The organism is Joostella sp. CR20, assembly GCF_038433465.1.
Taxonomy (GTDB): domain Bacteria; phylum Bacteroidota; class Bacteroidia; order Flavobacteriales; family Flavobacteriaceae; genus Galbibacter.
Genome location: NZ_JAESVF010000015.1, coordinates 1 through 24,355, shown reverse-complemented (window position 1 = coordinate 24,355; position 24,355 = coordinate 1). Strand labels below are relative to the sequence as shown.

At 34.5% G+C, this 24,355-nt stretch carries 16 protein-coding genes and 1 tRNA gene; 12 read left to right on the top strand and 5 right to left on the bottom strand.

Going from position 1 to position 24,355, the window contains the following annotated elements; all coding sequences use genetic code 11:
- The first annotated feature begins 50 nt into the window (after window positions 1-50).
- From JMA43_RS13200 to JMA43_RS13180, 5 genes are all read left to right on the top strand, one after another.
- Window positions 51-1,139: a sensor histidine kinase gene (locus JMA43_RS13200; protein ID WP_342157143.1), complete on the top strand. Its 1,089-nt coding sequence runs from the start codon at window positions 51-53 to the stop codon at window positions 1,137-1,139.
- A 3-nt stretch (window positions 1,140-1,142) separates the two neighbouring features.
- Entirely contained in the window at window positions 1,143-2,465 is a 1,323-nt protein-coding gene (locus JMA43_RS13195; RefSeq protein WP_342157142.1) for a sigma-54-dependent transcriptional regulator, read from the top strand.
- 388 nt (window positions 2,466-2,853) lie between these two features.
- Window positions 2,854-4,143 carry a Glu/Leu/Phe/Val family dehydrogenase gene (locus tag JMA43_RS13190; protein ID WP_342157140.1) on the top strand — a complete coding sequence of 430 codons (1,290 nt, stop codon included), beginning with the start codon at window positions 2,854-2,856 and terminating at the stop codon, window positions 4,141-4,143.
- A gap of 101 nt (window positions 4,144-4,244) precedes the next feature.
- The gene (locus JMA43_RS13185; RefSeq protein WP_342157138.1) at window positions 4,245-4,661 is read left to right on the top strand and encodes a GreA/GreB family elongation factor; all 417 of its coding nucleotides are present in this window, start codon (window positions 4,245-4,247) and stop codon (window positions 4,659-4,661) included.
- A gap of 52 nt (window positions 4,662-4,713) precedes the next feature.
- Window positions 4,714-5,088 (top strand): hypothetical protein, encoded by a 375-nt coding sequence (locus JMA43_RS13180; RefSeq protein WP_342157136.1) that lies wholly within the window; start codon window positions 4,714-4,716, stop codon window positions 5,086-5,088.
- A 101-nt stretch (window positions 5,089-5,189) separates the two neighbouring features.
- Here the strand turns inward: JMA43_RS13180 and JMA43_RS13175 are convergent, their stop codons facing one another.
- Both JMA43_RS13175 and JMA43_RS13170 read right to left on the bottom strand, forming a co-directional pair.
- On the bottom strand, window positions 5,190-6,500 hold the full coding sequence (locus JMA43_RS13175; protein ID WP_342157134.1) for an OmpA family protein: 1,311 nt from the start codon (window positions 6,498-6,500) through the stop codon (window positions 5,190-5,192).
- A gap of 27 nt (window positions 6,501-6,527) precedes the next feature.
- The gene (locus JMA43_RS13170; RefSeq protein ID WP_342157132.1) at window positions 6,528-11,024 is read right to left on the bottom strand and encodes an MBG domain-containing protein; all 4,497 of its coding nucleotides are present in this window, start codon (window positions 11,022-11,024) and stop codon (window positions 6,528-6,530) included.
- 362 nt (window positions 11,025-11,386) lie between these two features.
- Here JMA43_RS13170 and JMA43_RS13165 point away from each other — a divergent pair, with 362 nt between their 5' ends.
- The 5 genes from JMA43_RS13165 (at window position 11,387) to JMA43_RS13145 (ending at window position 19,283) form a co-directional block, all read left to right on the top strand.
- The gene (locus JMA43_RS13165) at window positions 11,387-12,331 is read left to right on the top strand and encodes a FecR family protein (RefSeq protein ID WP_342157130.1); all 945 of its coding nucleotides are present in this window, start codon (window positions 11,387-11,389) and stop codon (window positions 12,329-12,331) included.
- A gap of 128 nt (window positions 12,332-12,459) precedes the next feature.
- The gene (locus JMA43_RS13160; RefSeq protein ID WP_342157128.1) at window positions 12,460-15,936 is read left to right on the top strand and encodes a SusC/RagA family TonB-linked outer membrane protein; all 3,477 of its coding nucleotides are present in this window, start codon (window positions 12,460-12,462) and stop codon (window positions 15,934-15,936) included.
- A 16-nt stretch (window positions 15,937-15,952) separates the two neighbouring features.
- Window positions 15,953-17,692 (top strand): RagB/SusD family nutrient uptake outer membrane protein, encoded by a 1,740-nt coding sequence (locus tag JMA43_RS13155; RefSeq protein ID WP_342157126.1) that lies wholly within the window; start codon window positions 15,953-15,955, stop codon window positions 17,690-17,692.
- A 14-nt stretch (window positions 17,693-17,706) separates the two neighbouring features.
- Window positions 17,707-18,570 (top strand): endonuclease/exonuclease/phosphatase family protein, encoded by an 864-nt coding sequence (locus JMA43_RS13150; protein WP_342157125.1) that lies wholly within the window; start codon window positions 17,707-17,709, stop codon window positions 18,568-18,570.
- A 143-nt stretch (window positions 18,571-18,713) separates the two neighbouring features.
- The gene (locus tag JMA43_RS13145) at window positions 18,714-19,283 is read left to right on the top strand and encodes an RNA polymerase sigma factor (protein ID WP_342157124.1); all 570 of its coding nucleotides are present in this window, start codon (window positions 18,714-18,716) and stop codon (window positions 19,281-19,283) included.
- A 53-nt stretch (window positions 19,284-19,336) separates the two neighbouring features.
- Here the strand turns inward: JMA43_RS13145 and JMA43_RS13140 are convergent, their stop codons facing one another.
- From JMA43_RS13140 to JMA43_RS13130, 3 genes are all read right to left on the bottom strand, one after another.
- Window positions 19,337-20,803 carry a DUF1254 domain-containing protein gene (locus JMA43_RS13140; protein ID WP_342157123.1) on the bottom strand — a complete coding sequence of 489 codons (1,467 nt, stop codon included), beginning with the start codon at window positions 20,801-20,803 and terminating at the stop codon, window positions 19,337-19,339.
- 38 nt (window positions 20,804-20,841) lie between these two features.
- A complete protein-coding gene (locus JMA43_RS13135) occupies window positions 20,842-21,930 on the bottom strand; it encodes a DUF1254 domain-containing protein (protein WP_342157121.1) in 1,089 nt (362 codons plus the stop codon).
- A 185-nt stretch (window positions 21,931-22,115) separates the two neighbouring features.
- Window positions 22,116-22,200: transfer RNA gene (locus JMA43_RS13130), tRNA-Ser, on the bottom strand.
- A 232-nt stretch (window positions 22,201-22,432) separates the two neighbouring features.
- Here JMA43_RS13130 and JMA43_RS13125 point away from each other — a divergent pair.
- Together JMA43_RS13125 and JMA43_RS13120 are read left to right on the top strand one after the other, a co-directional pair.
- Window positions 22,433-23,062 (top strand): NAD(P)H-dependent oxidoreductase, encoded by a 630-nt coding sequence (locus tag JMA43_RS13125; protein ID WP_342157120.1) that lies wholly within the window; start codon window positions 22,433-22,435, stop codon window positions 23,060-23,062.
- A gap of 81 nt (window positions 23,063-23,143) precedes the next feature.
- Window positions 23,144-24,340 carry a DegT/DnrJ/EryC1/StrS family aminotransferase gene (locus JMA43_RS13120; RefSeq protein WP_342157119.1) on the top strand — a complete coding sequence of 399 codons (1,197 nt, stop codon included), beginning with the start codon at window positions 23,144-23,146 and terminating at the stop codon, window positions 24,338-24,340.
- Window positions 24,341-24,355: the final 15 nt, after the last annotated feature.

Below are 24,355 nucleotides of genomic sequence, written 5' to 3'. Positions count from 1 at the left end.
TTAAATTTAATCTTTTATAGGAATGTAGATGAATTTTTTAATTTTTTTAGATGAATACTACTGAAGATAAATTAAGAGAACGGATAAAAGAACTTACTTGTTTGTATGAAGTTACATCGATAATAGTTAATTCCGATTACAACCATTTAGAACCGTCTTTGCAGGCAATTTCTCAATGTTTAAAAAGCGCTGTACAATTCGAAAACGACAGTTATGTGAAAATTGTAGTTAATAATGCTGTTTTTGAAGATGGAAAAGCTGCTGAAAACGTATCTTCAATTCAAGCAAATATTAAAGTCTTTAACGAAGTTAGTGGCTATATTTTAATTGGTTATCCTGCTGAAAAATACAGTGAAAAGGATTTTTTAGATGAAGAGAAAAAGTTACTTGATAACGTATGTTTAGAAATTGGTAATTTAATTGAAAGACAACAAATTAGAGCCAATGAAGCTCAAATGAAAAGACAAATTGAGCGTACCGACAGGTTGAATATTTTAGGCGAAATTACAGCGGGGATTGCCCACGAGTTGAATACACCACTTACCAATATACTTGGATTTACCGAGCTTTTACAAGACCAAATAAAAGATACAAAACAATTACGAGATTTAGAGCGTATAAAAGAGAGCACTATTTTTTCTAGAGAAATAGTAAAAAAGCTAATGTTTTTTGCTTGTGAAGTACCTCAACAAATGCAAAAAGTAACTTTAAAACCAATTGTAGAAAATGTGCTAGGACTGCTAAAACCTTCGTTTAAAAACAAAGAAATAAAGAGTGTGTTTACAATTACACCTTCCGATCTACAGATTCGAGCAGACGAAATTCAAATTACGCAAGTGTTGTTCAACATCATCATGAATGCAATTTATGCATCAGCAGAGGGCAGTAGTATAGATATCGAAATAAAAAAGGTTAAACAAGCTATACAAATAGAAATCAAGGATGAAGGTGACGGAATTCCTTCAGCAATAGAAGAAAAAATATACGAGCCGTTTTTTACAACCAAACCTACGGGAGATGGTTCTGGATTGGGACTGAGCGTTGTTCATGGAATAATTGCAAGCCATAAAGGAACCATTAAACATGCTAAAAACTCACCAAAAGGAACTATTTTTACTTTGAATTTTCCAGATAATTAAACCATGAGCTACCAAAAAGAAAACATACTGATAGTTGATGACGATATAGATGTTTTAGAGTTACTTCAGCGACAATTAGAAGCTTTGAAATACTACACTTTTAAAGCAGTTTCGGTTAAAGAAGCTGTTGCTATTTTAAAGGGAAATACGATTGATTTGTTGGTAACAGACTTGCAAATGCCAGAGGTAGATGGTTTTCAGTTAATTCAATATGTTGCTGAAAATTATCCAAAGTTACCAGTGTTAGTTGTTTCTGGATTTATTTCAGCAAAAGGCGCTTTAAAAATGGGAAAATCGGGCGTGGTTGATTATTTGGTAAAACCCTTTACAAAAGAAGAATTAAAGGTAGCCATTGATAAATCGATAGATAAAAGTAGTCCGCGAATAGTAGATGTAAACCAACATAAGTTTACTGCAAAATACGACGAAATAATTGGAGAATCTGATGCGATTATAAAGGTTAAAGATATTATAGACCGTGTAAAAGACATCAAGGCTACGGTGCTTATACAAGGGGAAAGCGGTACTGGAAAAGAACTTATTGCACGTGCCATTCATTATAACGGGAAATATGCTAGAGCTCCATTTATAGCTGTAAACTGTGGCGCTATCCCTGAAAACTTGTTAGAAGCAGAACTTTTTGGTTATGAGAAAGGAGCTTTTACAGGTGCCAATGAAAATCGGAACGGATTTTTTCAGGCTGCAAACGGAGGAACTATTTTTTTAGATGAAATAGGAAATGCTTCTGCTAAAGTTCAAAATAGTTTGTTGCGAGTTTTACAAGAAAAGGAAGTGATTAAAGTAGGAGCTCAAAAAGCGCAACCAATTGATGTTAGAGTGATTGCTGCAACCAACAGTAATTTAATGGAAATGGTGCAAAACAACAAATTCCGACAAGATTTGTTTTATAGATTGGCTGTGGTAGAAATTAAAGTTCCGACTTTAAATAATCGCAAGGCAGATATTCCACTTTTAATTGATAAATTTTTGACAAAGTACGGCTTAGAATATAAAGACAGATTATTAAAAATAAGTCAAGAAGCCATCGATTTACTACTTCGTTATTCTTGGCCAGGAAATATTAGAGAGTTGGAAAATTGTATACAGCGTGCTGTAATTATGAGTGATAAAAGCATTGAGGTTTCACATTTACCCGATACTTTAAAATATCAAATTGAATTTCCTGAGGAAGAGTTGATTTCATTAGCGGCAATGGAAAAGAAGTACATTAAAAAAGTGCTTTTAGCTGTAAATGATAATAAAACTAAAGCTTCAGAAATTTTAGGAATTGATAGAAAAACACTCCGTAATAAACTCAACGATTAGTAATTTAAACTTCAAAATAAAGTCTTTTCTATTTTAATTTATAATTCAACCCTCAACTGAGGAATTCTAACTTCTATGGGGAATTTTTCCCCAATATCCATTCACGATATTTTTTTACTTATAAAGATAAAGTGCTCATTATCAGAATATTGAAATTTATTTTCTTTTTTGTTCTTCCTTTTGGCACAACGATTGCCAATAAGGGTAAAACAAAAAACTATGGAGAATTATAGTAAAAGTATCTGTTCAACATGTCATTTTTTAAAAAACTGCGTACTCACTATCAACAAAAATTTTGTGATTTCATGTAGTGAGCACGAAGTCAGTAATACAATGAATGCTGTATTGGCAGGTTAATTTTATTTCGAAGTAGCTAATAATAAACAAAATGATTACACAAGAAGTTGAAAAAGAAACACCCCAAAAACAAGGGATGTTAAATAATGTAATGCGCCAGTTTAATAATGCATCCGATATTATTGAATTAAACACGAATATTCGTAAAATATTAGGCATTACAAATAATGAATTGGTAGTTCATTTTCCTGTAAAAATGGATAATGGAGAGGTAGAAGTTTTTACAGGATATCGCGTTCAGCACAATAACGCTTTGGGGCCATACAAGGGAGGTTTGCGTTACCACCCAACTGTCGATATTGATGCAGCAAGGGCTTTGGCAATGTGGATGACATGGAAAACTTCTTTGGCAGGTTTACCTTATGGTGGAGCAAAGGGAGGAATTCAATTAGACCCGACCAAATATTCTACTTCGGAGTTAGAGCGAATTACCCGAAGATTTACCTATGCACTAGGTGATAATATCGGTCCTGAGTTGGATATTCCAGCGCCAGATGTAAATACCAATCCGCAAACAATGGCATGGATTTTAGACACGTATATGTCTACAAAATCGCCAAATGAGCGTTCTACAAATATGCATGTTGTTACAGGAAAACCAATTGGAGCAGGAGGTTCTGAAGGGAGAGATAGAGCAACTGGATACAGTGTTTTTTTAAATATTAAATTTTGGGCAGCACATACTAATACGACATTAAAAAACAAGAAATTTATTGTTCAAGGTTTTGGAAATGTAGGCTATTGGGCGGCGCACTTTTTAGAAAATGAAGGCGCTAAAATGGTAGGTGTTCAAGATGCATTTGGAAGTATTTATAATCCAGATGGAATTGACGTAGAAAGTCTATTAGCATACAACCAAAGTCACGGAAATATTGTTGGTTTTGCCAATACGGTTTCAATTCCTACGGAAGACTTTTTCTCTCTAGCGTGTGATATTTGTATTCCCGCTGCACTTGGTAATCAAATAACAATATCGAATGCAAATGCTATCAAAGCTTCTGTAATTGCAGAAGGAGCAAACGGACCTACAGATGTGGAAGCAGAGCAAATGTTACTGCAACGTGGTGTAGCAATTCTTCCAGATATTTTGTGTAATTCTGGAGGGGTAATTGGAAGTTATTTTGAATGGTTGCAGAATCGAAATGGTGAAATTTGGTCGCTAGAAGAAGTGATGCAAAAACTAGAAAAAAAATTATACGAATCATTTAAAAAGGTAATAGAAGTTTCTGAAAATCGAAATGTAGATAAAAGAACCGCAGCTTTTATTATAGCTATAGAACGCCTAGAACAAGCGTACGTGCAAAGAGGTATTTTTCCTTAAAAACTAATTAATTCAAGTTTAGGTTGAAGTAAAAGCAATTGCTATTACACCAAGCGTTCATAGTGTTTTAGCAATTTGCTTTACTGTAAAAAACAACAAAGATGAAAAGTAAACAATTGGTTATTGAAAAAAAGGAGTTTGTACAACTGAAACAATTGTTGAGTTTAACGAATTACAATCAAGATTTGATTTTTAAAAAATCGATTGCACAATTGATTGATGAATTGTCGGATGCAGTAATTGTTGATGAAAATGAAATGCCAGAAAGTGTTGTACGTTTTAATTCTATAGTTGAAGTTACGCTCGATAATGGATGGGAGAAAAAATTTGAGTTAGTAACCTCTCATAAAAGTGATTTGAATTCCGGTAAGATTTCTGTTCTATCACCTATGGGGGCATCAGTTTTTGGCAGACAACAAAATGATACTTTTCAATGGGAGTTTCCGTCAGGCATTCATCAACTTAAAATATCTTTTGTAACTCAAAACAAACTTTCAGACATGAGTGAGATGATTTAATAAAATGAACAATTCAGAAAAAAATTAATTAACCGCTATAAAACTAACTTTCATGAAAGAACTATTTTACAAACACGACGATGAATCTTTTATCAGAAAAAGAAAGGATAAAGAAGAATTGATAAATTGGACAAACCATTTAGAGTTTATCATTAATGAATTGAACTTATTTCTGAAAATTGAAAAACGTCTTCTAAATAAAACAGAAGTAAATAAAACTATAAACGATTTGCGAAACCAAAATGCAATTGTTCTAAAAAATCTTTATCGATACGACATCAGTTTAAATAACAGTATAGAATGCGATACGGTAGACTGTGACACATTTTATTTAAGTACCCACGAAAAAAACAGACAAGAATATTTGAATTTTGTTGAAAAGGTACACTTGTTTAAAATGAATTTTTATAGAATGATTTTAGATTGATTTAGTGAAATGAGAAACAAAACCAAGTTCAGTTTAACGAAAAAAATAAGAGACTAACAATTTAGTTAGCCTCCTATGAGTAATAGTAGTAGTGTGGTTTTTTATAAATCGTCTACATAAACAATAATAGAAACTCGTCTGTTTTTCATTCTATTTTCGTTTGAGGTATTTGGAACTAAAGGCTCTGATTCTCCTTTTGAAATAACTTCCATTCGACTTCTTGAAATTCCGTTTTCTTCAAGTCTGCTAGCAACTGCTTCGGCTCTTTGCATCCCAACGCGCATGTTTACGGCTTCGCTTCCTAAATCGCACGTATGCCCGATAATTGTAATCGGAATGCTATCGTCTCGTTTTAAAAGTTCGGCAATCGTATCAATGCGTTCATCTAAAACATTTGGAATGGTAGTTTTGTTGATAACGCCAAAAGTAATTGGCTTTTGGATGTAAGCTATTTCTTCATCAGAAAAAATAGGAGTTTCCTCAACAATTACAATTTCTTCTTCTTCAACTTCTATAGGAAGGATTTCCTCAGGCTCTTCAATTACTTTTTCTTCTTCAACTATAACAACGGTTTCTTCTTTCCCTAATGCAAAGCCAAGTTTTACTTGAAAACCTAAAGCAAAGTATCTGTTTTTGTCAATAATTTTTTCGGTGGACATTACTCCATTTGCTTTAATTCCATTGGTGCCACTTTCACTATAACTCACCAAGTTTTTAGTGGCGTTGTTTTGTTGCATATCAGACATTCCGTAGTCGAAATACAAACCCGTATAGAGTGTAGTTTTCTTTTTCAGCTTAAAAAAAAGTCCGCCTTCGACACTAGCTAAAAAGCTTGGTCTTAACGAAACTTTTGTATCTTCTTCCCAATTGTTTACATCTCCAAATCCGTGAGCCGAAAGATCGTCGAACTCCAAATTTAAATCGGGATAATAGCCTGTAGCGGAAAGTTGTTCTGCACTTGCGTCAACATGTTGTTTGGCGGGAATCATCGATTTTACACCTGCTCCTAAATAAATTCCTGTAGTAGCAGAAATAGGAGTTCGATATTGCAACATAATAGGAATGGCAAACGACCAAAAATATTGATCTTCTTTATAGTTTGTGGGTGCTACACGGTATTCAAAAGCCGAAGCCTGATCGTCGGTTTCGAAAGTGGTAATTACATTTCCGTTGAAAAGCTCGAATGTATTTCGGTTTAAATTTGCTTCTAAACCCCCAAGAATTGCCCAATGTTCATTAAAAAAATGGGTGTAGCCTACACCAAATCCAAATCCAGCTTCTTTTTCGCCGTCGCCTATTTGACTTTGATAATCAATTCCAGAAATTCCTCCGTTAACTTTAATCGAAAGCTCTTGCGAAAAGAGTTGAAAGGTACCGAGGAAAGCTATGCCTATCAATAATTTAATATTCATAAAAAGTGTTTTTTGGTTGGTTATTTTTTAGTTAACAGCTAGGTTGGCGGTAATTCGTTTTCCGTTGCTTAAGGTTGCAATTACAATGTACATTCCAACTTGCGATGGCGCGATTGTTTGTGTGCGAGTTCCAGTAACAGGAACTGTTTGCAGTAAACGTCCGTTTAAGTCGAAAATATGAATAGTTGCACCTTGTAGAAGCTCAGCATCAAAACTACATTCAACTGTAAATTGGGTGCTTTGTCTTACAGGATTCGGAATTATTTTAATTTTTCTAGAAAAATTGCCACCTTCAATTTCAAGCGGACAGGTAATAATTTTATTTCCGTTGATATCCATAGCTTCCGCATGATAAGTTCCGCTCAAAGGATTGTTCTCCGAGTAATATTGACTCGTAGCACCACTAATTGCCACTCCATTTTTAAACCATTGGTAAGAAACATATTGTTTACTGCTATTGTCAAACACCAACACATCGACCCAATACTGACTTATTAAGCCAGGAGTGTTAATAACGATGTCTTTAGAAATACTGGTTGCTGGGTTGTAATTATCATTTCCGTCTTGATAAACAGTAATGGTGGTCGTTCCAGGAGCGTTTTTTGTAAGTGTTGTATTGTTTACCGAAGCAATATTCGTGTTTGTAGCGCTGTACCTTACTGGGAGTCCGCTATTACTCACTGCTGAAAGTATTAGTGTTGTACTATCGTCGCAACCAAAACTTAGCGTTTGTTCCCAAGTGATTATTTGGTCTGCCTTTTTAATTTCAAACGTATTGCTGGTGTAATTGATAACATAGTTTTCCCCTGCGGAAAGTGTTCCGATTAAAATTTCATAATTCCCGACATTCTCACCAGCTTCCCGTGTAAGCGCACCTGTTAGTATTGATTCATCATCCGAAGCTACAAATCCTTCCGCAGAAAAAGTAAACTCAGGATCTTCTTCGTCATAAGTTTTAAACTGATTTGGATTTGCAGTAATATTTAATTCTTTAGGTGAAATAGTTAGGGTAGCGGTAAGTATTAATTCCTCGTAATTGTCGCCCGAAATAGTTGCTGTAACCTCATAAGTGCCAACATTTGTTTGTTCGTTGTTGGTGTAAACAATGGTAGTTTCCTCTGGAATGTCCCCTTCAATTTCTAGAGATTTAGGTGTTCCGTCGTAGATGAATTCTTCATTGTCTAAAGCATTATCCAAAAGAGAAATTCCGTCGATTGTAGCCTTTTTAATTTCAAACGTATCGCTGGTATAATTAATAACATAGTTTTCACCTGCAGAAAGTGTTCCGATTAAAATTTCATAATTTCCGACATTCTCCCCAACTTCCCGCGTAAGCGCACCTGTTAAGATAGATTCATCATCTGAAGCTACAAATCCATCCGCAGAAAAAGTAAACTCAGGATCTTCTTCGCCGTAAGTTTTAAACTGATTTGGATTTACAGTAATATTCAATTCTTTAGGTGAAATTGTTAGGGTAGCGGTTAAAACCAACTCTTCGTAATTGTCGCCTGAAATAGTTGCTGTAACCTCATAAGTGCCAACATTTGTTTGTTCGTTGTTGGTATAAACAATTGTAGTTTCCTCTGGAATGTCACCATCAATTTCTAGAGATTTAGGTGTTCCGTCGTAGATGAATTCTTCGTTGTCTAAATCATTATCCAAAAGTGAAATTCCGTCGATAGTTGCTTTTTTAATTTCAAACGTATTGCTAGTGTAATTGATAACATAGTTTTCCCCTGCAGAAAGTGTTCCGATTAAAATTTCATAATTCCCGACATTCTCCCCAACTTCACGCGTAAGCGCACCTGTTAGGATAGATTCATCATCTGAAGCTACAAATCCTTCCGCAGTAAAAGTAAACTCAGGATCTTCTTCGCCATAAGTTTTAAACTGATTCGCGTTTGCAGTAATGTTTAACTCTTTAGGTGAAATCGTTAGGGTAGCGGTTAAAACCAATTCTTCGTAATTGTCTCCCGAAATAGTTGCTGTAACCTCGTAAGTACCCACATTTGTTTGTTCGTTGTTGGTGTAAACAATGGTAGTTTCCTCTGGAATGTCACCATCAATTTCTAGGGATTTAGGTGTTCCGTCGTAGATGAATTCTTCATTGTCTAAAGAATTATCCAAAAGAGAAATTCCGTCGATTATTGCTTTTTTAATTTCGAAAGTATCGCTAGTGTAATTGATAACATAGTTTTCACCTGCTGAAAGTGTTCCGATTAGTATTTCATAAATTCCAACATTCTCACCAGCTTCCCGTGTAAGTACACCTGTTAAGTTTGATTCATCTTCTGAAGCTACAAATCCTTCCGCAGTAAAAGTAAACTCAGGATCTTCTTCGCCATAAGTTTTAAACTGATTCGCGTTTGCAGTAATGTTTAAAATACGTTGTGTAATGTAAAAATCGGCTCCTTCAAACAAAATGGTATAATTGCTATTTGTAGTTAGAGAACCTTGAGAAATAGGGTAAGTCCCAATAGTTTCGCCTGGAGCTCTGGTAAGTTCGCCAACAAGAATACTTTTTGTGTCGCTTTCAGCTAAATTCGAAACCGTATAAGTAAGCGTAGGTTCTGGACTTCCGTACTGTTTATTCTGACCTAAATCGGTTGTTATAGTTAAGGTTCTGCTGGTTATTTCAAACGTATCGCTGGTGTAGTTGATTGTGTAGTTTTCACCTGCGGAAAGTGTTTCGATTAGTATTTCATAATCTCCAACATTTTCTCCGTCTTCACGCGAAAGACTTCCGCTTAAAACATCATTATTATCACCATTTGTAAATCCGTTTGCAGTAAAAGTTAGTTCAGGATCTTCATCACCATAAATTTTAGATTGATGCGCATCCGCAGTAACAATTAACTCTTTTGGAGTAATTTCGAAATTGGAAGTATTAAAACTGATGTCGTATCCTGGTGCGGAAAGTGAACCGAGTAGAATAGTGTAATTTCCGACATCTTCTCCAACTTCTCGAGTTAGACTTCCTGAAATAATGGTTTCGTCATCAGTATCAATAAATCCAGTTGCAGTATAGGTGAAAACTGGATCGGTGTCTCCGTAAGTTTTCGAACTGGCTTCAGCAGTAATAGTGAGCAATTTGTTAGAAATAGTAAAATTGGCACCCACAAAATTAATGGTGTAATAAGGGCCAGCACTTAGCGTACCGAGTAAAATAGGGTAGGAGCCCACTGTTTCGCCAGGAGTACGCGATAGTTGCCCTGTGAGAATTACAACAGTATCAGTACCATCAAAACCGCTAGCGGTGTATGTAAAAATAGGATCTGGATCTCCATAAACCTTTGCCTGCCCAGAATTGACAGTAATGGTAAGTTCTTTTACTTTAGTAGAAGTATCGGTGGCTGGAGCGCCCTCTAAACCAATATCGTTTGTGAGTGTAGCCGAAAGCGTTATTAAGCCAACTGGCAAACTGCTGAGGTCGATATTTGAAATTTGTTGGTTGGAAGCTGTAATAGTACCTGATCCTGTAACAGTAGTTCCACCACCAGAACTTGTAAAAGTGTAACTATAAGTTGTGCCTATTTCTGCGGAATCGAAAGTGAAACTTACATTTTCTTCGGAAGTTTCGTCAATAGGATTTTGATCGATACTAACTGAGTAACCTTCGGGTGTTGTAATTCCGCTATCCGTAATGATGAGTGTTTCTTGCTGAAATCCTTCTTTAATTTCGAACATCGGAAAACCAGGATTACTATCTAATTCTTGTTCGTAATCAACATAACCGTTAATGTAGAATGTCATTACATATTTATCTCCGTTTTTCGAAATACTGAATTCGGGTTCATTCTCTTCATTTTGGCGAATGTGTTTCGGTTGAAGCATATCCATGATTACAGTTTCATCGCCTTCTAAAATTCCGTCAGGGACAGCAGTTATTTTCAGACTGTCTCTTAATTTTCCGGCAGGAATAACAATGGCGTTTTTATCGGTATTGTAATCTACGCCACCGCCTGTTGCAGTACCGCTATACGCTAGGGGAATGGATACAATAAAATCTGAAAGTTCGGAAAGTTCAGCAACAATATAAGCCACCCCTGCATTTTCATCTTGAATAGGGTTGTAAATGTCACGTAGCAGTAGCGAAACAGTAGGGAAACTCGTATTATCTTTAATGGTGTATGTTTTCGTTTGGTTTCCTGCAGTTGTAGCATTTACAACATTGATAATGCTTACCACTACGGTTTCATCTCCTTCCGTAATAACATCAAATTTATTGTTGATTTTTATGCTTCCTGTAGTTTGCCCCGGATTGATAACAATAACATCGGCATTACGTGTGTAATCGACATCGTTTGTTGCGGTTCCAGAAAAACTAAGGAAAACAGTAACAGGTTCGCTTTGTGCAGCGCTAAGAGTAGCACGAACAAGAACGTCACTCTGAATGCGCTCGCTTCTTACCGAAGGCGTTACATTTAAAGTAACGGTAGCTTGTGCGTATAAACTATTGGAGGTGAAGATACTTCCAAACACGCAGCACAATAAAATCAAGTAGTAGCTTAATTTTACTTTCATATAGGTTGGTTTTAGAGAATAGTAGGTTTATACTAAAAAAATATATGAAGGTGTGGAGGAGGATTTATTCAAGTAAATTTATAAAGACCAACCAGTTTTATGATTTTTAATCGTTAATAGGCAATTTTGGGCGTTAAAATCATATTTTTTAACGTTTTTACTCATAAAAAGTTGAGGAAGAGGGAGAGTGGTGAGGGGAGGATTTAATAATTACATCGATATATTACCTCTGTATTTATAAATAGTTATCTCAGCTCTTTAAAGTTAAACAAATTGTTAAGAAGCTATTTTTATCAAATTTGAACTACGTGTATACATCAATTTATGTGACTTATATATGAGAACATATTAAAGTTACTTTTTTGAAAGAACAAAATTTACATAAGCTTTTAGATAAATACCATAGAGGAGAGTGTACTTCTGAAGAACAATCTTTGGTGGATAACTATTTAGACAGGTTTCAAGAAAAATCAATAAACGCCTTAGAGAATGAGTCTGAAGTGAAGAATCGGATTTATTTTAAAATTAAAGCATCGATTCAGCAAAAAAAGAAATTTAAACGACATCAAAAACAGAAGCGAATGTTTTCAGCAATTGCGGCTGTTTTGGTTTCCGTTATTGGTATTGGAGTTTTATTTCAATTATTCACTAATGACATTGAGTATAAAGAAATAGCAGCTTTAGGAGAAAGAAAAATAATAGAGCTATCTGATGGTTCAAAGGTTTTTCTAAACTCTGGAAGTACTTTAACATATACTTCAGCATATAATAAAAGAGATAGAAAGGTAAATTTATCGGGAGAAGCCTTTTTTGAAGTTGCTCATAATAAAGAAAAGCCTTTCATAGTTAAAACTACTCATTTACAAACCCGTGTTTTGGGTACTTCATTCAATATTAATTCATATCCAGAAAATAAAGATTTTAAAGTTAGTGTTACTACAGGAAAAGTAGAGGTTACAGGAAGCTTTAAGGATAGTGTTTATCTAGTAAAAGATGAACAGATAGTTTTTAATGTAAATAGAGGTACTTACAAAAAAGAGTTTTTTGAATCTTCAGATGATATAGTTTGGAAAGATAACGTAATACTTTTTAATGATATCCCATTAGAAAGTGCGATTATAAAACTTGAAAAGTGGTTTGATGTAAATATTATGGTGAATAATGAAGAACTTAATAAACATCATATTAATGGGAAGTTCATAAACCCAAGTCTAAATGAGGTTTTAGAAAGCTTACAGTTTTCTTTACAGTTTACTGTAGAGTATCAAAGCAAAAATGAGTTAATAATAAATAAAAAAGATATGTGAATGAATAAATGAAATAATTAAAAAAGCCTTTCCTGCTGGAACAGAAAAGGCAATAGCATCTAAAAAGTCATCAACTAACTTAATAGAAAATCTAAAAAATGAAATCAAAAGTACAAAAAAGGAAAACAATGTTTCTTTTAAAACCAAACCTTTACTTGTGTCTGCTAAGCTTTTTAGCAATATTTAATAGTTACGCAAGTTTATTAGAAGAAGACAAAATAACTATAGATACAGCCAATGAAACTTTGGAGAATGTATTGCACTCTATTGAAAAACAAACCTCTATATCTTTTGTGTATGGGAGTGAAATAAAAGAATTATCTCTTAAGCGCTCTATTAATTATACAAATGAAAGCTTACAAGTTGTATTAAACGCTGTCGCTGATAAGTTTAATATTTCTTATAAAAAAATAAATAATACCGTAGCAATTAGCTTGAAACCTACATTGCAGGAAAAGCAGATTAAAGGTACTGTTACCGACGATACAGGAGTGCCGTTGATGGGTGTAAGTGTAATGCAAAAAGAAACATCAAATGGTGTAACTACAGATTTTGATGGGAATTTTACTATTAATGCTCCTTTAGGAAGCATATTAGTGTTTACCTATGTAGGGATGAAAACTACAAATGTTGAGGTTAAGTCGACTACCAACAATATTGTGGTTACAATGGGAGCCGATCAAGAAATGCTTGATGAAGTAGTTGTAATTGGATATGGAGAAACAAGTAAAGAAACATTAATAGACGCTGTCAACAAAGTAGATCCAAAATCTATTGAAGAGCGTCCAGTGTCAAATGCTGCAAACGCACTACAAGGAGTAAGTCCAGGACTAAATGTTACACAATCTAGTGGTAAACCAGGAAGTGAACCACGATTAAATATTCGTGGATTTACCTCAATAAATGGAGGTTCACCACTTATCATAGTCGATGGAGTTGAAGGAGATATAAATAGTTTAAATCCAAATGATATAGAGTCTATTAGTGTGTTAAAAGATGCAGGTTCATCGGCTATTTATGGTGCAAGAGGTGCATTTGGAGTGGTCTTGGTAACTACTAAAAAGGCTAAAAAAGGAAATATTACAGTTGATGTTAGTAATACCACTGTCATTAGCTCTCCAACAATTAACACTGACTTTGTTACCGATCCATATCAAGCAGTAACATTGGTTGACGAGGCATTTAGAACTGCAGTTGGTAGAAATTATACAGGTTATACTGAAGAAGATTACGCTGCACTTTTAGAAGTTTCTAAAGATCCATCAAAAGCTAGAGTGATTACTGATTATAGAAACGGAAAATTACAATATGTGCATTATGGAGCAACCGATTGGTGGGATACATTTTTCAGAGACTCCTATCCGTCAAATATTACAAACGTATCTATTTCTGGAGGTTCTGATAAAGTAAAAAGTTACTTTTCATATAGAAATTACCAAGCTACTGGAATATTAAAAGTTCAAGACGATCAATATAAACAGTATAATTTACGTGGTAAGATAGATGTAGAGGTCAATGATTGGTTAACGTTTTCAAACAACATGCAATATACAAGTGCAAATGATGTAGAGCATGGAGGTAGTCAATACGGATGGAGAGATATTTGGGGAAGTTTAATTTGGGTACATGCATTACCATCATACATGCCTACAAACCCAGACGGTTCTGCACTTTGGAGAACCGAGTTAAATAATTACACTGTAGGGGATGGAGTTTTTGCTTCATTATTACACGGTAAATCTAAGCAGGTAACAGATGATACAGAATTTTCAAACATTGCTACGGCAAAATTAAATCCATTCTCAGGTTTTGATATTACTGCAAGTTATGCTATTAGAAAGGTTACCTTTAATAGATACCAACGCTCAACAAGAATACCATATTCTATTTTTGTTGGAGATATAAATACTTTTGGTAGTGATAAATTAACCGAATACAACAATCGTTCGAGTTATAATGCTTTTAATATTTTTGGTGAATATAAAAAGCAATTAGGAGATCACTCTTTGAGTGGAATGGTTGGTTTTAATCAAGAAAACTATGAAATTAAACGCATTGAAGCAAGCAAGCAAAATAGTATTTCAGACGATTTAAATTCTTTAGGTCTAGCTACTTCAAATGCAGAAACTACAGGAAGTGCTTCCGAATGGGCATTACAAGGATTGTTTTATAGATTTTCATACGATTTCAAGAAGAAATATTTAATTGAATTCAATGGCCGTTACGATGGTTCCTCTCGTTTTCCAGAAGCACATAGATGGGGATTCTTCCCTTCAGTTTCAGCAGGATGGATTGTAAGTAAAGAAGGATTTTTTGATGGAATTAATGACACATTTAGTTTGTTGAAGTTACGTACTTCATATGGTTCGCTAGGAAATCAAAATATTGCAGATTATGCTTACATTCCGACACTTAATAAAGGAATTAATACAGGTTACGCTATTGATGGATCTACTTTAGGGTATATTGAATCTCCAGGATTAAATCCTAATGAGATTACTTGGGAAGAAGTAAAAACGTTAAACCTTGGGGTAGACGTTGGGTTTTTCAATAACAGTTTAACGGCTAGCTTTGATTGGTTTCAAAGAGATACTGAAGGGATGCTTACAGCAGGTGCTACTTTGCCGAGTGTTTTAGGTACTTCTTCACCTCAAGAAAATGCTGCCGATTTGCGAACACGAGGTTTTGAACTTTCACTAGGGTATAATAAAACTTTTCAACTAGCCAATTCTCCGTTTAATTTTTCTATAACAGGAACACTTTCGGATTCAGAAACAGTTATTACCCGATTTGATAATCCATCAAATAGTTTGTTAGATTTTTACGAAGGAATGACCATAGGAGAACTTTGGGGATACCATATAGATGGTTTATTTCAATCTGAAGAAGAAATAGCTGGACATGCCGACCAAACTAGAGTTTCAAACAGAATTATGGCAGCAGGTGGTTTACAACCTGGAGATGTTAAGTATGTTGATTTAAATGGAGATGGAGTTATTAACGAGGGAGAAAATACTGTAGATAACCCTGGAGACCGACGTATTATTGGAAATTCTGCGCCTCGATATTTGTATAGTTTTAAATTGAGTACTTCTTGGAAAGGTTTCGATTTGTCGGCTTTCTTTCAAGGTGTAGGGCAACAAGATTGGTACCCAAATACCGATTCAAGAACTTTTTGGGCAATGTATAATCGTCCATATGATTCGTTTATCCGAAAAGATTTAGCAAACAATATTTGGAGTCCAGAAAATCCAGATGCATACTTCCCTAGAATGTTTGGTTATATAGCGCTTTCAGACAATGACGCGTTAGGTGCAGTAAACAATAGGTACATTCAAGATGTTTCTTATTTAAGGCTTAAAAACTTAACTTTTGGTTATACAATTCCGCAGAAAGCTATTGATAAACTTCCGTTTACTAAATTCAGAATTTATTTCAGTGGAGAGAATTTGCTAACCTTCTCAAAACTTACAGATTATATAGACCCTGAAGCTGCGAGTAATTCAGTTAATTTAAATGCTCCTTCAACTTCTACTAACAGAAGTACAGCACAAACAGTACCATTCTCAGAAATTTATTCATTAGGAGTTTCACTTCAATTTTAATTAAAAAAATAAAGACATGAAACATACATTTTACATAGTATCATTTATTGCAAGTTTATTATTTGTAAGCTGTAGCGATGAATATTTAAATAAAGAACCAATCTCCGACGTCACTTCAGAAAGTTTCTTTTTAAAGGCTAGTGATCTTGAGTTGTACACCAATGGCTTTTATAGAATGTTTCCAGAAGCATCTATTTATAATGGTGATGCAATGGTAGATAATATTATAACTACGACATTAAGTGATGAGATGCGAGGTACTCGACTTATTCCTACCAGTGGAGGTGGATGGAGTTGGGATTATCTAAGAGATATTAATTATTTCCTAGAAAATTATGAAAAGTGTGACGATGAAGGGGCGAAAAGACATTACAGTGGTATTGCGCGCTTTTTTAGAGCCTATTTTTATTTTGAAAAATTAAAAAGATTTGGAGAGGTTCCTTGGTATGATAAAACAATTGACCCTTCAGATACTGAGAGTTTACAGAAGCCAAGAGATAGTCGTCAATTTGTGGTTGATAAAATTTTGGAAGATTTAGATTATGCGATTGAAAATGTAAATGACGAAGTACAAGCGTATCGAATTACTAAATACAGTGCGTTGGCTTTAAAGTCGAGAGTAGGGCTATATGAAGGAACTTTTGAAAAATATAGAAATATTAGCGGATACGAGAGATATTTACAAGCTTCGGTAAATGCTGCATCGGTTTTAATGAATGATTCTCCATATGGGGTTTATAGTACAGGTGATACGATGAATGATTACATGAATTTATTCAATTCGCATGATGCTCAAACAAGTGAGATGATTTTGAGCAGACAATTCGATCAAGCTGTTGCTGTAGATCATAACGTAAATTACTATACTACTACATCTTCATACGGGCGTCCTGGGATGCCAAAGGCTTTAGTAAATAGTTATTTAATGGCTGATGGTTCTCGTTTTACCGACCAAGCAAATTACAATCAATTTTTCTTTACAGAAGAGGTAACAAATAGAGACCCTAGACTGTCACAAACAATTCGTACACCAGGCTATACTCGAAAGGGTGAAACTATTGAGTTAGCCCCAAATTTAGGTGCTACCATGACAGGATATCAGTTAACAAAATATGTTACAGAGCCTGTATATGATACCAATGACGAGTCTATTACCGATTTACCAATATTACGCTTTGGAGAAGTTCTATTAAACTATGCAGAAGCAAAAGCTGAACTAGGTACGCTTACACAGGCTGATATTGATATTTCTATTAAATTATTAAGAGATAGAGTAGGGATGCCAAATTTAAATATGGCAACTGTAAATAGCAATCCAGATACTTTTATGGAAGACCAATATCCAACAGTTACAGGAGCCAATAAGGGTGTGATATTAGAAATAAGAAGAGAAAGACGAATTGAGTTATATATGGAAGATTTCCGTTGGGATGATATTGTACGTTGGAAGTCTGGTCAAACTATTACACAACCATTAAGAGGATTGTACTTTCCTGGAGCAGGTGAATATGACTTTGATAATGATGGAAATATAGATGTAGTTTTATATGAAGGAGAGACTCCCAATATTAGTGGGGAGGGAGTACAGTATATTAAATTAGGTTCCGATTTATTTTTAGATGAAAATAATTTAGTAGATCCTCAACCAGACTTTAACAGTAGAACTTTTAATGAAGAAAGAGATTACTTGTATCCGATTCCAAGAGTTGAACTTCAATTAAACCCTAATTTAACACAAAACCCAGGATGGGAATAATTAAATATATACACATGAAAAACTTAATTATAACGGCTTTATTTACTTGTTTAAGTTTACACTCTTTTCAAGTTCGTGCACAAGAAGTATCAGTTAAAGTAATGACAACTAATATTCGCTATGCTAGTCCAAATGATGGTATTAATATTTGGGATAATCGAAAAGATTGGCTTTGCGAACATATTAATTTTGAAGAAGTTGATGTTTTAGGCGGGCAAGAAGTTATTTATACCCAACTTCAAGACATGATAAAGCGTTTACCTAGCTATAATTATGTAGGTATTGGTAGAAACGGAGGAACCGAAGGGGAGTTTTGTCCTATTTTTTTTAAGAAAGACAAATATGATTTGTTAGCCAGTGATACTTTCTGGCTTTCAGAAACGCCATCGGTAGAAAACTCTAAAGGTTGGGATGCTGCATTGCCTAGAATAGTTACTTGGGTGAAATTAAAAGAAAAAGAGTCTGGTAAGGAATTTTTCTTTTTCAATACACATTTTGATCATAAAGGTGCACAGGCGCGTTTAAATAGTGCTCAACTCTTAATTGAAAAAACCAAAGCTATTGCAGGGGCGAATCCTTTCTTTGTCACAGGAGATTTTAATTTTCCACCTTCCGTAGAAGCATATAAAATTCTTTCAGAAGAAAACAAAATTAATTTCATTTTAAAAGACACTTATAAGGATGCTAACAAATTATACGGTCCTAATTATACTTTTAACGGCTTTAATTTAGAGCCAGATGAAAATAGAGAACGTATTGATTATATTTTTTACCAAGGCGATATAACTATTCAAAAGCACCATATAATCGATGGGCAACGTGGTGCTAAGTTTATTTCAGACCATTTCCCAATTATTGTAGATGCTGTTATAAAATAATTTGTTGTTTGATTTGATAAGATGCTTAACCATGGTTGTTAGGCATCTTTCATTTTTTAAACATTTTCATAACAAAAGCATAAACAAATATTTAGTCAACTTTTTCAAGAGCGTTTTAACTTTACATTATCAACTTAATTTCAATGACCCCAACTGACAAAGATTATTTCCTTTTTAAATCACTTCAAAAGCAAGATGAAAATGCTTTAAAAAAGTTGTACGACCAATATTGGAAAAAAATGTACGTCTATGCGTTAAAGGTTTTGAACGATCAACAGTTGTGTGAAGATATTATTCAAGAAATATTTATCAGTTTGTGGGAAAAGGCAGCTTCTGTAAAAATAAATAATATCGAATCGTATTTGTTTAAAGCGTTGAAGTATAAAATTGTAAATGCGTTAAGAGATCAAAAGTATGTTTACATAAATGAAGAACATTTAAATTTGATTCCTTCTGAAAATAATGTAAAAAATATACTTGAGTACAAAGATTTAGAATCTCAGTTGAATGAAACTATTAATGATCTTCCTGAAAAATGTCGCAATGTTTTTTATTTAAGTCGAATGGAAAATTATTCGAATGTCGAAATTGCAAAAGAATTAAATATTTCAATTCGTACTGTTGAAACTCATATTAGCAAAGCATTAAAGCATCTTCGATTACACGTTTCGTATATTTGGATTTTTCTTTTCCTAATTAATTCTCAGTTATAAAAAAAGTCCCATACACATGGTGTACAGGACTTTAGTATATTATGTAAATTTAATTACTTTACTTTCTTAATTTGAGGAGGAGTCCAAGTCCCATTTATTATTTGATCTTTTGGACCATAAGCTCTAATGTATAATGAATAAACACCTTTACTTGGTGATGGCAACCAATTATTAACTAAATTACCAGATGGAGCAGTTGGTTGAACATAAATTGTAAGACTCCCGTCTTCATTATAAATTAAATTTTTATTTTTTGTTCCTAAAGAATATCGCTCTATATCATTTGGATGAAAGAAATGTTGCTCATTATAGAGCGTTAAAGACCAAAATCCTTTTACAGGAGGTATCTCTCCCTTTTTGAAGGTTAGCTCATATTTATTTCCTCCAGTAATTCTATCGCCATTTGCATCAAAATCATTTCCGAAATACATAGTTTCGAATGGAATATTAGAAAACATATTACCTTTTGCTGTTGCAGTACGCTGAAAATACCCGAATCCAAATTCAGCAGCATTTTTTTGAGTTCTCCAACCGTTTCCTGCTTCGACACCGTTATTTCTAAATTCGAACATTGGTTTTATAACTTCCGTCTCTGTTTCCAAAGCTACTTCGGTAAGCGCTTCTTGCAGTTTAGGGTTTTCTTTTGCAGCATCCAATATTTGATGTATCCATGCGTACATTGCTTCTTCTCCAGGAAGCGCAGGAACTTCTTCCATAATTACAGGAAGTTGTTCAAAGAATTTTTCAGGAACAACCCAAGCAGTTTCTTCTTTACTACCCGCATTTGGATCTGGAATAGATTTTGTCTGAGACCAATCAATAGTTTTCATATCTCCAGTATATTCACTTAACGGATATTGAACAATTTGATTAATTAACTTCTGAATATCTTTCTCGTCTTGTTCAGTATCATCCATAAAAACTCTAGGGAATATTGCACCAATATTTGTAGAAGATTTAAAAACAGCTTCAACTCCAGCAGGTTTTTCTCCAGACCAATCTGGGCCTACTAGCATATAAAAACCTGGTTTTGTATTATACATACTTCCTACGGTTGCAAATGAGTTTGTACGATGATCTACAATTTGATATACCCAAAAACGATCTCCAAAATCTGGAATTTGTATGATAACAGCAGGGTCTTTTTTAAAGTTTAAAAATCCTAAGCCATAAACTACATCTTGGTTTGGACTAGTTACAAATCTTTGTTCTGGAGCGAGATAGTAGTGCAACATTGTATTTTGGTTACTTGGCGCGATAGGTAATACGCCTCCTAAATACCCTCTAAAAGGGGCAGTGCCTCCAATTTGTGCTTCACGATTATGCATATTTACCAATGGCCATCCCCATATGTATGCCATTTTTCCAACTGCTTTTACATATGCTTCGGATAATGGTGCTCCAGGAATTGGAACTTGTACTTCACTGGCGTTTGTGGGTTGAGGAATCTGACCACTTTTTTGAGCGGTTAAACTCATTGTGACTGAAAAAAACGTGGTTATTAATACTAATTTTTTCATTTTAAAATTTTTACAGGTTCTGTTATATTAAATAACAATTATTCAACGACTTCAATTTTCACATTGTTTTTATCTAAGTCTTCCAAAAATGCTATTGCAGATTCTGGTGTTTCAGGCATATAGAGTCTAATAACCATCGACCAATTGTCTACTGTGTCTAAATTGTTTTTCTGATCTGGACAATTAAAATAGAATGTTATTGATTCATCTTTATTTTTTTCAGCATTACGATCTCTTAGTGCATAATTTTCAGTAGCAATCCATCCTCTTGCATCGTATACAGTAACCGACATAAATCCGCCCTTATCGTATTGCAAAGCAGGTTTAGGAAGTGTAAGCTTAGAACACACACTACTTTTTTTAGCCTCTCCCTCAGGAGCAATTTTAGGCCAGTACACAGCATGTTCTTTTGGTAAACCAGCCCAACCTCCAGCTGCAGCAATAATAAAATGCTCTGGGTCTACAACGTCTGGAGTTCCGAAAGCTTTCCACGACCTCACTTTTGGCGATTCGTATAATAACGAATCTCTTACTTTGTCTAAAGAAGCTTTATCAAAGCCCTTAGTTTTGTATGTTTTGTTGGAGTTTGCTTTAATTACGTAAGCATCTTGGTGTTTGTGCGCATCGGCATATCCTTCTTCATTTTCTGGTCGTACTTCGGTACGCGTATTTAACCATACATAATTTCCTTTGGTAAGCATGTCTGGAGTAACATATAAACTATCTCCAGGATATAACACGGCAAAGGTGTATTGGTTTTCATCAAAAACTTGAATAACCGAATATTTATCCCATTCTGGGTTTTTAAGTAGGGCTCCTTCAGAGCAATCTACTACAGCATGACTGTATAAACAATCTTGGTTTTCTCGAATTACTACCTGTGTTTCAATATTAGAGTATTCGCGATGATGATTAAAAGTGTTCACAGGAACTTCTTTCATTAAGTCTGTGAAATAATGATCTGTTTCTGCTTCAACAAAATTATCGGTGGTGACTATAATTCCTGTTTTTTCCGTGGTACTAGTGATTGAAGAGTCACTTGGAGTTTCTTTCTTTTTTGTTTGACAACTTATCAACAATATAATAAATGTTGAGGTTAGAATTGTGTTGAGATTTTTTGTTTTCATCTTGTAGGCTTTTTGTTGATTTTTAAAAAGTTACTTCTACGAAGTTAATAAATAAAGTAAGGATAAACGCACACTTAATGGGTTTTTTCTTACCCATCTTTATTTAGATGAAAATTGAAAGAAGGTTGTGTTGATACCACCAAAAAAGTAAAAGTCCCATACACATGATGTATAGGACTCTTTTGCGGAGAAAGAGGGATTCGAACCCCCGGAGGTGTGACCCTCAACAGTTTTCAAGACTGCCGCATTCGACCACTCTGCCATTTCTCCTTTGCGGGTGCAAATATAAAAACCTTTTTCGAATAAAAAAGACTAAAATTTACTTTTTTTCGCAACTTTTGTTTTTACTTCTGATTATCAGAAAGATAATTTTTAAATATTTTTTGATCACTTCAGATTAATACCCATAAAAAGCGCTTTCAAAAAGAATAACACCTATTTTTGTAACCAAACTATATTGTAAATTTAGCTATAGTTTTGTAAACGATAAACACCCGTACAGATGAATACTATAAATGCCCTAAAATGGCGTTACGCAGTAAAAAAATTTGATGCCTCACAAAAGCTTACCAACGATAAATTAGAGATTTTAAAACAAGCTTTTAACCTTACCGCAACTTCATACGGCTTGCAACCTGTTAAAATGGTTGTTGTAGCCGATAAAGCAGTTCAAAATAAGCTTAAAGAGGCTTCTTGGAATCAATCCCAAGTTGCAGATGCTTCACATTTACTTGTTTTGTGTATTGAAAAACATATTGATGATACGTATATAAAAAACTATTTTTCGAGAGTAAAGCAAATACGTGATACACCTGCTGATATTCTACAACCTTTTCAAGATTTTTTAATTGAAGACTTCAACAAAAAAACTTCAGAAGAAATAAAAGTGTGGGCGAAAAACCAAGCGTATTTGGCTTTGGGAAATTTGCTCACAGTTTGTGCTATCGAACAAATCGATGCATGCCCGATGGAAGGTTTTGTAGCAGGTGATTACGACACTATTTTGAATTTATCAGCACAAAATTTGCAATCGGTTTTAGTATTGCCTGTTGGCTATCGTGATCAAACCGATATGTTTTCGACTTTAAAAAAGGTTCGAAAAGAACTTACAGACAGCGTTATTGAATATTGATAAATCGCATTTTCAATTAAGTTTTAATAATCATGTTGCTTTTCGCTAAATTTGTGGCTAAGCAATGATAAAAATATAAGTATGCCAGGATTTGAATTATTTGGAGATCAAGAAAGAAAACAAGTAAACGATGTGCTTGAAACAGGGGTTTTAATGCGTTATGGTTTTGACGGAATGCGTAATGGCCATTGGAAAGCAAAAGAACTTGAAACTGCCATTTCTAGTAGAATGCAGGTGAAACATACGCAGCTAGTAAGTAGTGGAACTTCAGCTTTAACAATTGCATTGGCAAGTGCAGGAATTGGTGCTGGCGATGAAGTTATTATGCCAACATTTACTTTTGTTGCGAGTTTTGAGTCGATTATCGCTTTAGGCGCTGTTCCTGTTTTGGTCGATATTGATGATACATTAACGCTCGATCCTCAAAAGGTAATAGAAGCGATTACGCCAAAAACAAAGGTTGTAATGCCTGTGCATATGTGTGGTTCTATGGCCAATTTAAAGGCTTTAAAAGATATTTGTAGTAAACACAACCTTTTACTTTTAGAAGATGCTTGTCAGGCTATTGGCGGAAGTTACGAAGGGAAGCCACTTGGAAGTTACGGCGATTTAGGTTGTTTTTCTTTTGATTATGTAAAAACCATTACCTGTGGTGAAGGCGGTGCTATTATTACCAATAACGATGCGTATGCAAAACACGCCGATCATTATTCAGATCATGGGCACGATCATGTAGGGAAAGATAGAGGAGCAGAGTCGCATCCATTTTTAGGATATAATTTTAGAATTTCTGAATTGAATGCTGCAGTGGGCTTGGCGCAAATTGCTCGATTAGACGATTTTTTATCTATTCAGAAGAAAAATTATACAGCATTAAGAGAAGCTATTGAAGATATTCCTGGTGTGACTATGCGTACAGTTCCTGAAGGGGGAGAAGAAAATTATTCTTTCTTAACTTTCTTTATGCCCGATGAAGAAACAGCGAGAATTACGCAACAGGAGTTGGTTGCCAATGAAGTAGACGGATGTTTTTATTGGTTTGATAATAACTGGCATTATGTAAAAAAATGGGAGCATTTAAAAGACTTAAAGAGTTTAGGAAAGCTTCCAGAAGAAGTTGTAAACGGACTTCCAGACTACAATACACAAGATTTTTCGCAGTCTGATAATTGGTTAGGACGTACAGTTTCTGTACTTATAAAATTGAGTTGGACCGAAGAAGAGGTTACTAACAGAGCCGAAAAAATGAAACAAGTTTTAAGCGCTGTTGCAGTGTAAATAAATTAGAATAAA

Coding starts and splice junctions, on each gene's coding strand:
- JMA43_RS13190 (WP_342157140.1), top strand. CDS start 2,854: ATGATTACACAAGAAGTTGAAAAAGAAACACCCCAAAAACAAGGGATG.
- JMA43_RS13145 (WP_342157124.1), top strand. CDS start 18,714: ATGACCCCAACTGACAAAGATTATTTCCTTTTTAAATCACTTCAAAAG.
- JMA43_RS13170 (WP_342157132.1), bottom strand. CDS start 11,024: ATGAAAGTAAAATTAAGCTACTACTTGATTTTATTGTGCTGCGTGTTT.
- JMA43_RS13185 (WP_342157138.1), top strand. CDS start 4,245: ATGAAAAGTAAACAATTGGTTATTGAAAAAAAGGAGTTTGTACAACTG.
- JMA43_RS13125 (WP_342157120.1), top strand. CDS start 22,433: ATGAATACTATAAATGCCCTAAAATGGCGTTACGCAGTAAAAAAATTT.
- JMA43_RS13180 (WP_342157136.1), top strand. CDS start 4,714: ATGAAAGAACTATTTTACAAACACGACGATGAATCTTTTATCAGAAAA.
- JMA43_RS13155 (WP_342157126.1), top strand. CDS start 15,953: ATGAAACATACATTTTACATAGTATCATTTATTGCAAGTTTATTATTT.
- JMA43_RS13200 (WP_342157143.1), top strand. CDS start 51: ATGAATACTACTGAAGATAAATTAAGAGAACGGATAAAAGAACTTACT.
- JMA43_RS13160 (WP_342157128.1), top strand. CDS start 12,460: ATGTTTCTTTTAAAACCAAACCTTTACTTGTGTCTGCTAAGCTTTTTA.
- JMA43_RS13195 (WP_342157142.1), top strand. CDS start 1,143: ATGAGCTACCAAAAAGAAAACATACTGATAGTTGATGACGATATAGAT.
- JMA43_RS13120 (WP_342157119.1), top strand. CDS start 23,144: ATGCCAGGATTTGAATTATTTGGAGATCAAGAAAGAAAACAAGTAAAC.
- JMA43_RS13175 (WP_342157134.1), bottom strand. CDS start 6,500: ATGAATATTAAATTATTGATAGGCATAGCTTTCCTCGGTACCTTTCAA.
- JMA43_RS13140 (WP_342157123.1), bottom strand. CDS start 20,803: ATGAAAAAATTAGTATTAATAACCACGTTTTTTTCAGTCACAATGAGT.
- JMA43_RS13135 (WP_342157121.1), bottom strand. CDS start 21,930: ATGAAAACAAAAAATCTCAACACAATTCTAACCTCAACATTTATTATA.
- JMA43_RS13150 (WP_342157125.1), top strand. CDS start 17,707: ATGAAAAACTTAATTATAACGGCTTTATTTACTTGTTTAAGTTTACAC.